We start from the raw sequence: 9,829 nt of genomic DNA, 5'->3' as shown, positions 1-9,829 counted from the left end.
GGGGGGGGGGGGGGGGGGGGGGGGGGGGGGGGGGGGGGGGGGGGGGGGGGGGGGGGGCGGGCGGGCGGGCGGGCGGTGGGGCCGGTGTCCGCACCCCTGTGGCGGACACCGGCCCCGGGTCACGGCCGCCCGGAGGCGACGGGGCGTCCCACCCGTGCCGCCCGGCCCCGTGACGTCAGGGCTTCTCGCCCTTGGCGTCGACGACGGCGGCTTCGGTCCGGGCATCGCTCGTGAGGATCTGCCCGGCCTTGAACTTGATCGTCTGACGCTTCACCTTGCCGTCGGTGAGCGCGTACTCGTAATCCTCGGTGACCACGAAACGCAGACCGACGTAGCTGAAGTCGTGCGGGTCGAGCAGGATCTCCCGCTGCTCGTGCGTGCCGTCCTCCTTCCGGGTGATGGCGATGGCCTCGCGCCCGGCCGCGTCCTTCACCAGGTGGTCGGTGACACGCACGCCGGGGATGGTGGCCATGGCCCGGTAGATCCGGGCGAGGGCGGCCGGTGGGACCGGGTACGCCTCGGCCATCAGCCCGATCGCGCGGAAGCTGTGCTGCGCCTCGGCCTCGGGCGGGCTCTCGGCCGTGTCCCCGGTCGGATAGAACGTGCGGACCTCTGCCAGCAGCCGCGCCGGGTCGTCGGGCAGCCGATCGGCGGCCCGGTAGGCCTGGCGGGCCGTGCGGTAGTCGGAGTCCTTGCCGTTCTCGGCCGCGGCGGAGTTGTCGTACGGAACCCAGTTGTCGGGGTCGTACTCGAAGCGGACGCCGGACGATCCGTTCTGGCTGTCCTGCGCGGCCTGCATCGTCCTGGTGTAGATCCACTGGTCGTCGCGCGGCTCCGGACCGGCCGGCTGCTTCTCCAGCGCGTCGGCGGCCCGGTTCAGCACCTCGGTCGGGCTGTCCAGCCGCAGGGTCCCGGCGGTCGACGCCGGTCCGGAGCGGGCGGGCGCGGCGGCATCCCCGAGCTGGGTACCGAGCACGGCCGCCACGGTGATCGCCGCGGCCGCGCCGGCCGCGGCGACCCGCCAGTCGGTCCGCAGACGGCGGCCGCGGCGGTCCGGGGAGGCGGCCTCGGTGAGCCGCCGCCGGCCCGGGGCGAGCGCTCCGCGGTCGGGAACGGGCACGTCCGCGCGGAGCTCGCGCAGCTGGGTCATTTCGTCCATGACGGGGTCAGCTCCATGGCGTCGGGCGTGAACGAGGGATCCATGCGGAGGGCCTCGCGGACCTTGCGTCGGGCCCGGTTGAGCCGGGACCGTACGGTGCCGAGCGGGATGCCCAGAGCCTCGGCGACCTCCTGGTACCCGAGGTCGGCCCAGGCGACGAGCAGCAGCACATGGCGGTCGCCGGGCGACAGCGCGGCGAGCGCCACCGCCAGTGGTGCCTGGGCGGCGATCCGGTCGTCGGAACGGTCGCTCCAGGACGCGGCCACCGGGTCCTGGCCGGTACGGGCCAGGGCCCGCAGCCCGCGCTCCTCGCTGCGCCGGTGCTTGCCGATGAGGTTCGCCGCGATGCCGTACAGCCAGGGGCGGGCGCTGCGACGCGAGGTGTCGTAGCGGCGCCGGGAGCGGAAGGCGACGAGGAAGGTCTCCGCCGTGATGTCGTCCGCCGCACCCTCCCCGAGGCGGCGGGCGGCATAGCGGTGGATGTCCGGTGCGTGCCGGTCGTAGAGCCCGGCGAAGATCTCGGGTTCCTCCAGCGACTGCGCGATGACCTCGGCGTCGTCGTCGGCGCTGGCTGGTGGTCCGGTCACATCGGCTCCTGGGGCTCGGCGGGTGAGCGTGTCACCCCTTGTTCCCCGCAGGGGCCGGAAAGGTTCACAGGGTAGGCGGAGCCCGATGTGCCCCCGGGGCCGTCCGTGACCTTCACAGGATCTGCGGGACGGACGGCGGTCGCTGCCTGACGGGTCGGTCAGGGGCAAGGCCAGAACGCGTCGAATGTGCGAGAAGCCGGTCGGCGCGGCCGGAAGCCGACGGGGACGTGGAACCGGGGCCATGTGCCCGGGGAGCGGCGGCCGTTGGGGGCGGTGACCGTCCTGCGCGGGAGGGAAGGAAAAGTTCCTGCCCGAGGGGGCTGCAGACCCGTTGCCGGGATGGCGCCGGGGCCGGGACGGGCCCGTTCTTCCCGCTCGGAGGGACCGCTCCGACGCTTCTTCCAGTTGGCCGGAAACGGCCTCCCCGCGCGGTGAGGTCGCAGTGAAGGGTGTGCAGGGGAGAGCCGTACAGGCGCTCTGGTACGTCAATCATTTGTTCGCTTCCATGACCCTTTGGGGGACACATGCGCACCGAAATGATTCTCACCAACGACGCCACCGACCTGGACCTCGACCTCCGCATCTCGGAGATCACCGACCAGACGCAGGAGATCGGCGGCGGCACCTACACCTCGCCGAGCAGCTACGCGATCGGTACCCGCTGTCCCGTCTGCTGCGCCTGACGCAACCGCGTCCGACACAGCTGCATCCGGGACGACTGCGACCGAAGTGAAGCGGGGCGGGCCCGGCCCGCCCCGCTTTCCCGTACCACCGCACCCTGGGGGACGACCGACGTGCGACCAGACCTGGACCTCGACCTCTTCGAGGTCCGCGAGCCGGTGCTCGTACGGATCGCGAGTACGCCGCGCGACCGCGCCGAACCCCGCATCGACGCCGACGACCCGGTTCCCGGGCTCCGCCGGCTGGCCGCCGACCCGCTGCTGCGGCAGGCCGTCGAGGTCGCCAGCGGCAGCCTCTCCCTCAGCCTGCAACGCCTCGCCACGGACGAGGGCGCCGCTGCCCTGGGCCGCAAGCGCACGCTCAGCGCCGCCAGGACCCTCACCCGGTACGCGCGCCGGGCCGGTGGCCGCCCCACCCCCTTCGGGCTGTTCGCCGGGGTGGGCAGGGCGTCCTTCGGCTCCGCCGCCGGAGCCCGGCTCGCCGGCCCCGGCGAGGTGGCGGTCCGCCTCGACGGCGGCTGGCTCCACCGCCGGGTGCTCGACTGGCTCGCCGTCCCCGAGGTCCGCCGCCGGATCGACGTCGTCCTGAACGACCTCTGCGTACGGCGCGACGGCCGGCTCACCCTGCACACCGGCGGCCGCGACATCTCGGTCAAGGACAACGTCCTCGTCGCCGTGGTCCGGGAGGCCGCCGAGCGGCCCGTCCCGTACGCGGCCTTGCTCGACGAGCTCGGCGCCCGCTTCCCCGCCGTGGCCCGGGACCGCATCGACGGCCTCCTCGCCGGGCTCGTCCAGCACGGCTTCCTGCTCACCTCCCTCACCCCGTACCGCATCGACGCCGCTCTCCTCGGCCGCGTCGAGGCGGCCGTCGACGGGGTCGTGCCGGGCGCCGCCGAGGGGCTGCGGGCGGTCAGGGCAGCCGCCGACGCCCATGAGGCGGACCGGCCCGGCGAGGGCCGGGACTCCTGGCGCGCCCTGCTCACCGCCGTCCGCGCCCTGGACGGCGACGGCGGCGGTGGCGACGGGGACGGCGGTGGCGACGGGGCGGCCGGCGGCCGACGGCCCCCCGTCCACGTCGACCTGCGGATGCCCGCGGACATCGTGCTGCCGGAGGCGATCGGGGAGGAGGTGCGTCGCTACGCCGCCGCGATCTGGGCCATGACCCCGGAGTGGGCCACCCTCGACTACATGCGGGACTACCGCGACCGGTTCATCGAGCGATACGGAACCGCCTCGGCCGTCCCGCTCGGCGACCTGGTGGACCCGCACCGCGGCCTCGGGCTGCCGCCCGAGTACGGCGCCGCCGCGCCCGGCCGCCCAGCCGCCGGGACGGGCGAGGACGCCGACCGCCCCCGCCGCGCGGCGATCGCCGAACTCACCCAGCAGGCCATCCTCGACGGCGGCGACATCGAGCTCACCGACGCCGACGTGGCGCGCCTGGCCGAGGCCGCCGGCCACACCCCGGTGGGCCGCGCCCCACGCACCCTCGAACTCTGCTTCCAGATCCTCGCCGACAGCCAGGAGGCTCTCGACCGCGGCGAGTTCCTGCTCCTCGGCAGCCCGCACATCGGCTCCTGGACGGCCGGCGCGACCGCGGGCCGCTTCGCCGCCCTCGCCGGTCTCACCGACGAACTGGCCGGGCTGGCCGCGGGCCCCGCGACCGGACCCGGCGACGAGGACGTGCTCGTCGCCCAGGTCGACGTCATGCCCGGCGACCCGCGCTCGCTGAACATCGTGCAGGTGCCGCCGCTGCTGCCGTACCGGATCCCGGTCGGGGTCGCCGACGACCGCGGCGACCCGCACTGCCTGGACTGGCGCACCCTGCTCGTCGCCGCCGGCGAGAACGGGCTGCGGCTGCTGCACGGACCGACCGGCCGTCAGGTCGTCCCCGTCTTCCCGCACATGCTGGCCCTCGACACACAGGCGCCGCCCGTCGCCCGCTTCCTCTCCGACCTCGCCGCCGCCCGGCCGCGGGTCTGGTCCGGCTGGGACTGGGCGGGGCTCGACGTCCTCCCGTACCTCCCGCGCGTCCGCTACGGCCGGGTGCTGACGGCGCCGCGCCGCTGGCTCGCCGGACGCCGTCTGAGGGAAGCGGCCCGGTCGGCGGGCGCGTCCGCCTGGGAGGAGGGGCTGCGCGACTGGCGCCGCCGGGGCCGGGTGCCCGACCGCATCCAGATCGCCCGCAACGACCAGATGTTCCCGATCGACCTTCGCGAACCGTGGGACCAGGGGCTGCTGCGCGCCGAACTGACCGCCAGGGAACCCCGGTTCCAGCTCTACGAGGACCTGACCGCGGACGCCGCCGGGCTCGGCTGGAACTCCGGGCACAGCACCGAGATCGTCGTCCCGCTCGTCCGTGCCGCCCGTACCCCGTCGGCCACCGGTCCGGACGCGGCCGATCCGCCGCTCGCCGGGTCCGGCATCCGGATCTCGCCCACCGAGGTCCATCTGCCGGGCGAGGACTGGCTCTCCGTCAAGCTGTACGCCGAACAGGCCGCCCACGAAGCCCTGCTCGCCGAACACCTTCCGGCGCTGCTGGCCGAGACCGAAGCGGACATCGACCGCTGGTTCTTCCTGCGCTACCGCGACCCCGACCCGCATCTGCGGATCCGTTTCCACGGTGAACCGGCCGCGCTGCTGGGGCGGGTGCTGCCCGCCGTCGCCCGGCACGTGCGGCGGCTGACCGGGACCGGTGCCGTACGGACGATGATGCTGGACGCCTACCGCCCGGAGACCGACCGCTACCTCGGCCCGGCCGCGCAGGAGGCCGTCGAGGGCCTCTTCCTGACCGACAGCCGCTCGGCGCTGCTCCAGCTCCGGGCGCGTCGTGCCGGGGCGGCGGCCGTACCCGACGAGGTCCTCGCCGCCGCCGGACACGCGGTGCTGCTGGACTCGCTCGGCGACTGGGACTGGTGCGCCTGGGCGGACCACATGTTCACCAAGGGCCCCGACCACGAGGTCTACCAGCGCCACCGCGCTCTGGCCGACCGGCTGATCCGCCCCGGAGACGTCCCGGGCGACACCGCCCGAACCGCCGCCGCCGAGCTGGGCATCCCGGCGCTCGCCGAGCTGTGGGCCCACGCGCCCGAGCCACCGGCCTACGGAAAGCTGGTGCTGGCCGCCTCCGAGGCCGACCGCGACGAGGCCGTGCTGTCGCTGCTGCACATGCGGCACAACCGGCACTTCGGCATCGACGCCGCGGCGGAGGCCCGCGCCTACGCGGTGCTGCGCGGGGCGGCCCGCACCCGTATCGCCCGCCGCGCCCACGAGGACCGCAGGAGCACCCGATGACCACGCCCCGTCGAACCGTCCTGCGTGAACGGGCCGGGGAGGTCTCGGAGCGGATCCTCGACCGGCTCGCCGACCCTGCGGCCACCATGGCCGCCACCCGGATCCCGGCCGAAGCGTCCGACGACGGCACGCCCGAGGGCATCTGGGCCGAGCTGACCCTCGGCAGCGGCAGCCCCGGCCTGGCCATCGCCTTCAGCGGCGCGGCCCGGCCGGGCACCGACCGGACGGCCCGCGCGCACGGTTACCTCGCGGCCGCCACCCGGGCCGCGGCCACCGGGGACACCGCCCCGAGCGGCATCTTCAAGGGACCGGGCGCCCTCGCCTTCGCCGTCCTGATCGCCCACCGCACCACGGGCGGCTACGTCTCCGCGCTCCAGCAGCTCGACCGGTACCAGCGCGAACTGGTGCGCACCGCGCTGCCCGCTGTCCCGGAGAACGCCCCGCTGCCCACCATCGGCCACTACGAGCTGGTGCGCGGCATGACGGGGGTGGGCCGCTATCTGCTGGCCCGCGCCGAGACCTGCGGCGAGGAGCTGGAGACCGTACTGGCCTACCTGACCCGTCTCGCGCGGGGCGAGGTGGAGCACCGCGGCCACCGGGTGCCGCGCTGGTGGGCCCTGGACGCACCGCGGATCGGCTCGGAGGACAGGCTGCCCGACGGGCACCTCAATCTCGGCCTGTCGCACGGGGTCGCGGGGCCGCTGGCCCTGCTGTCCGTGGCCTGGCGCCAGGGGGTGCGCGTACCGGGCCAGCAGGAGGCCATCGAGTCGGCCGCCGGACTGCTCGCCCGGTGGGCGGTGCGCGACGAGCACGGGCTGTACTGGCCCCCGCATCTGAGCCTCGCCGAATGGCTGGCGGGGCCCGATGCCTTCACCGCGCCCGCCGGCTGGCCGTCCTGGTGCTACGGCGCCCCCGGTGTCTCGCGCGGGCTCCAGCTGGCGGGTCTGGCGCTGGACCGGGCGGACTGGACCGGCACGGCGAAGGCCTCCGTGGAGCGGCTGCTGGCGCTGCCCCTGGAGCGGTGGGGCATCAATGACAACGCGCTGTGCCACGGCTGGGCGGGGGCGCTGCACCAGCTCGGGCGGCTGAACGAGCACTTCGGCGACGACCGGATCGAGCAGCTCCGCGACCGGATCGCGGCGGTGCTGGTCGACAGCTTCGACCCGGAACTGCCCTTCGGTCACCGCTTCACGATGACGAAGGTGCCGTTCGCGACGGATGTCTCCGGATATCTCGACGGGGCGGCGGGCCTGGCCCTGGCCCTGGACGCGTACTCCGCCGGGGGCACGCCGTCGGACTGGGACATGCCCCTGATGCTGTCGTAGCGGCTCCACCCGAAGCGCCCGGCCCGCCGCCGGGACCAGGGCGAGGACGACGGCGCCGATGCCCACGTACTTGACCGCGGCCCGGCCGCTGCCGCGCGCACCGGGCGGCTCGGCCCCGCGACGCCGTCCTCCCTGCCGCCCCGGTCGCCTTCTGCGACGATGCGAAGAAGAGGGGCGGGTGACCACGAAGGGAACGGTATGTGCGGAATCGTCGGTTACGTCGGTGGACAGTCGGCGCAGGACGTCGTCGTCGCGGGTCTCAAGCGCCTTGAGTACCGGGGCTACGACTCGGCGGGCATCGCCGTGCTCGCGGACGGCGGGCTGGCCGCCGCCAAGAAGGCCGGCAAACTCGTCAATCTGGAGAAGGCACTGGCCGAGGCGCCGATCCCGGCCGGGACCACCGGGATCGGGCACACCCGCTGGGCCACCCACGGCGCCCCCACCGACGCCAACGCCCACCCGCACCTCGACAACGCGGGCCGCGTCGCCGTCGTGCACAACGGGATCATCGAGAACTTCGCCGACCTGCGCGCCGAACTCGCCGAGCGCGGCCACGATCTGGCCTCCGAGACCGACACCGAGGTCGTCGCCCATCTGCTCGCCGAGGCGTTCTCCTCCTGCGCCGACCCGGCCGAGGCGATGCGACAGGTCTGCCGCCGGCTGGAGGGCGCCTTCACCCTCGTCGCCGTGCACGCGGACGCGCCCGACACGGTGGTCGGGGCCCGGCGCAACTCACCGCTGGTGGTCGGGGTGGGGGAGGGCGAGTCGTTCCTGGCCTCCGACGTCGCCGCGTTCATCGCGCACACCCGCTCCGCGATCGAGCTGGGGCAGGACCAGGTGGTCGAGCTGCGCCGGGAGGGCGTCACCGTCACCGACTTCGACGGACGGCCCGCCGAGGTCCGCAAGTACCACGTGGACTGGGACGTCTCCGCCGCCGAGAAGGGCGGCCACGACTACTTCATGCTCAAGGAGATCGCCGAACAGCCCAGGGCCGTCGCCGACACCCTTCTCGGCCGGATCGACGGCGCGGGCTCGCTCCACCTCGACGAGGTGCGCATCCCGCCGCACGAGCTGCGCGAGGTCGACAAGGTCGTCATCGTGGCCTGCGGCACCGCGTTCCACTCCGGGATGATCGCCAAGTACGCCATCGAGCACTGGACCCGCATTCCCTGCGAGACCGAGCTGGCCAGCGAGTTCCGCTACCGCGACCCGATCCTCGACCACCGCACCCTCGTCGTCGCGATCTCCCAGTCCGGCGAGACGATGGACACCCTGATGGCCCTGCGGCACGCCCGCGAACAGGGCGCCAAGGTCCTCGCCATCTGCAACACGAACGGCTCCACCATCCCCCGGGAGTCCGACGCGGTGCTCTACACGCACGCCGGGCCCGAGGTCGCCGTCGCCTCCACCAAGGCCTTCCTCACCCAGCTGGTCGCCTGCTACCTCGTCGCCCTCTACCTCGGACAGATCCGCGGGACGAAGTGGGGCGACGAGATCCGCACCGTCATCCGCCAGCTCTCCGAGATCTCCGGCGCGGTCGAGCAGGTCCTGGGGACCATGGAGCCGGTACGCGAACTCGCCCGCTCCCTCGCCGACCACGACACCGTGCTCTTCCTGGGCCGCCATGTCGGCTATCCGGTGGCCCTGGAAGGCGCGTTGAAGCTCAAGGAGCTCGCGTACATGCACGCCGAGGGCTTCGCCGCCGGTGAGCTCAAGCACGGCCCGATCGCGCTCATCGAGGACGACCTCCCGGTCGTCGTGGTGGTGCCGTCGCCGCGTGGCCGGTCGGTGCTGCACGACAAGGTCGTGTCGAACATCCAGGAGATCAGGGCCCGCGGCGCCCGCACCATCGTCATCGCCGAGGAGGGCGACGAGGCGGTCGTCCCGTACGCCGACCATCTGATCCGGATTCCCATTACCCCTACGCTGCTTCAGCCGCTGGTGTCGACCGTGCCGCTCCAGGTTTTCGCCTGCGAACTGGCCACGGCCCGCGGCAACGACGTGGACCAGCCGCGCAATCTGGCGAAGTCCGTGACCGTGGAGTAGCGAGGAATGAGGGAACACGCGTGATCATCGGGGTCGGGATCGATGTGGCCGAGATCGAACGGTTCGACGCGGCGCTGGAGCGTACGCCGCAGATGGCCGACCGGCTCTTCCTGAAGAGCGAGTTGCTGCTGCCCAGCGGCGAGCGGCGCGGTATCGCCTCGCTCGCCGCCAGGTTCGCCGCGAAGGAGGCCCTCGCGAAGGCGCTCGGCGCGCCGAGCGGCCTGCTCTGGACGGATGCCGAGGTGTACGTCGAGGACAGCGGGCAGCCCCGGCTGCGGGTGATCGGCACGGTTGCCGCGCGCGCCGCCGAGCTGGGCGTACGGCACTGGCACGTGTCGCTCAGCCATGACGCGGGGGTGGCGTCGGCCGTGGTGATCGCGGAGGGTTGAGCACATGCGTACCGCCTACAGCGTTCAGACCGTACGGGCCGCCGAACAGGCCCTGATGGCCCGGCTGCCCGAGGGCGCGCTGATGCAGCGCGCCGCCGCGGGACTCGCGGCGGCCTGCGCCGATGTGCTGCGGCGGCGCGGCCGGGTGTACGGGTCCCGGGTCGTCCTCCTCGTCGGCAGCGGCGACAACGGGGGCGACGCGCTGTACGCGGGCGCCCGGCTGGCCCGTCGCGGCGCCGGTGTGCGCGCCGTGCTGACCTCGCCGGAACGCGCCCACGAGGGCGGTCTGGCGGCCCTGCTCGCGGCCGGCGGGCGGGTCTCGGAGGGCGCGGACGCCTGGGGCGGCCACATC

Annotated in this window: 8 protein-coding genes; 6 read left to right on the top strand and 2 right to left on the bottom strand. The window is 74.2% G+C overall.

Going from position 1 to position 9,829, the window contains the following annotated elements; all coding sequences use genetic code 11:
• Positions 1–175: 175 nt before the first annotated feature.
• Together ABZY11_RS39725 and ABZY11_RS39720 are read right to left on the bottom strand one after the other, a co-directional pair.
• Positions 176–1,159: a CU044_5270 family protein gene (locus ABZY11_RS39725; RefSeq protein WP_356483838.1), complete on the bottom strand. Its 984-nt coding sequence runs from the start codon at positions 1,157–1,159 to the stop codon at positions 176–178.
• Positions 1,147–1,746 (bottom strand): sigma-70 family RNA polymerase sigma factor, encoded by a 600-nt coding sequence (locus ABZY11_RS39720; protein ID WP_356483837.1) that lies wholly within the window; start codon positions 1,744–1,746, stop codon positions 1,147–1,149. Before ABZY11_RS39720 ends, ABZY11_RS39725 begins: the two co-directional genes overlap by 13 nt.
• A gap of 524 nt (positions 1,747–2,270) precedes the next feature.
• Between ABZY11_RS39720 and lanA the strand changes: the two genes are divergently transcribed.
• From lanA to ABZY11_RS39690, 6 genes are all read left to right on the top strand, one after another.
• Complete coding sequence (gene lanA / locus ABZY11_RS39715) at positions 2,271–2,429, top strand: SCO0268 family class II lanthipeptide (protein ID WP_356483836.1); 159 nt, start codon at positions 2,271–2,273, stop codon at positions 2,427–2,429.
• 111 nt (positions 2,430–2,540) lie between these two features.
• The gene (locus tag ABZY11_RS39710; protein WP_356483835.1) at positions 2,541–5,717 is read left to right on the top strand and encodes a lantibiotic dehydratase; all 3,177 of its coding nucleotides are present in this window, start codon (positions 2,541–2,543) and stop codon (positions 5,715–5,717) included.
• Complete coding sequence (locus tag ABZY11_RS39705; RefSeq protein ID WP_356483834.1) at positions 5,714–7,042, top strand: lanthionine synthetase C family protein; 1,329 nt, start codon at positions 5,714–5,716, stop codon at positions 7,040–7,042. Before ABZY11_RS39710 ends, ABZY11_RS39705 begins: the two co-directional genes overlap by 4 nt.
• 198 nt (positions 7,043–7,240) lie before the next feature.
• Entirely contained in the window at positions 7,241–9,088 is a 1,848-nt protein-coding gene (gene glmS, locus ABZY11_RS39700; protein ID WP_356483833.1) for a glutamine--fructose-6-phosphate transaminase (isomerizing), read from the top strand.
• A gap of 20 nt (positions 9,089–9,108) precedes the next feature.
• Positions 9,109–9,477 carry a holo-ACP synthase gene (locus tag ABZY11_RS39695; RefSeq protein ID WP_093897275.1) on the top strand — a complete coding sequence of 123 codons (369 nt, stop codon included), beginning with the start codon at positions 9,109–9,111 and terminating at the stop codon, positions 9,475–9,477.
• Between the two features lie 4 nt (positions 9,478–9,481).
• On the top strand, positions 9,482–9,829 hold a 348-nt coding region (locus ABZY11_RS39690; RefSeq protein ID WP_356483832.1), incomplete at its 3' end, for an NAD(P)H-hydrate epimerase.

Source organism: Streptomyces sp. NPDC006510, assembly GCF_040611955.1.
In the GTDB taxonomy this organism is placed as follows: Bacteria; Actinomycetota; Actinomycetes; order Streptomycetales; family Streptomycetaceae; genus Streptomyces.
This window is presented reverse-complemented; position numbering and strand designations above follow the sequence as displayed.

Bases quoted from the DNA above. Each gene is read 5' to 3' on its own strand.
- ABZY11_RS39725 (WP_356483838.1), bottom strand. From the start codon at position 1,159: ATGGACGAAATGACCCAGCTGCGCGAGCTCCGCGCGGACGTGCCCGTT.
- lanA (WP_356483836.1), top strand. From the start codon at position 2,271: ATGCGCACCGAAATGATTCTCACCAACGACGCCACCGACCTGGACCTC.
- ABZY11_RS39705 (WP_356483834.1), top strand. From the start codon at position 5,714: ATGACCACGCCCCGTCGAACCGTCCTGCGTGAACGGGCCGGGGAGGTC.
- glmS (WP_356483833.1), top strand. From the start codon at position 7,241: ATGTGCGGAATCGTCGGTTACGTCGGTGGACAGTCGGCGCAGGACGTC.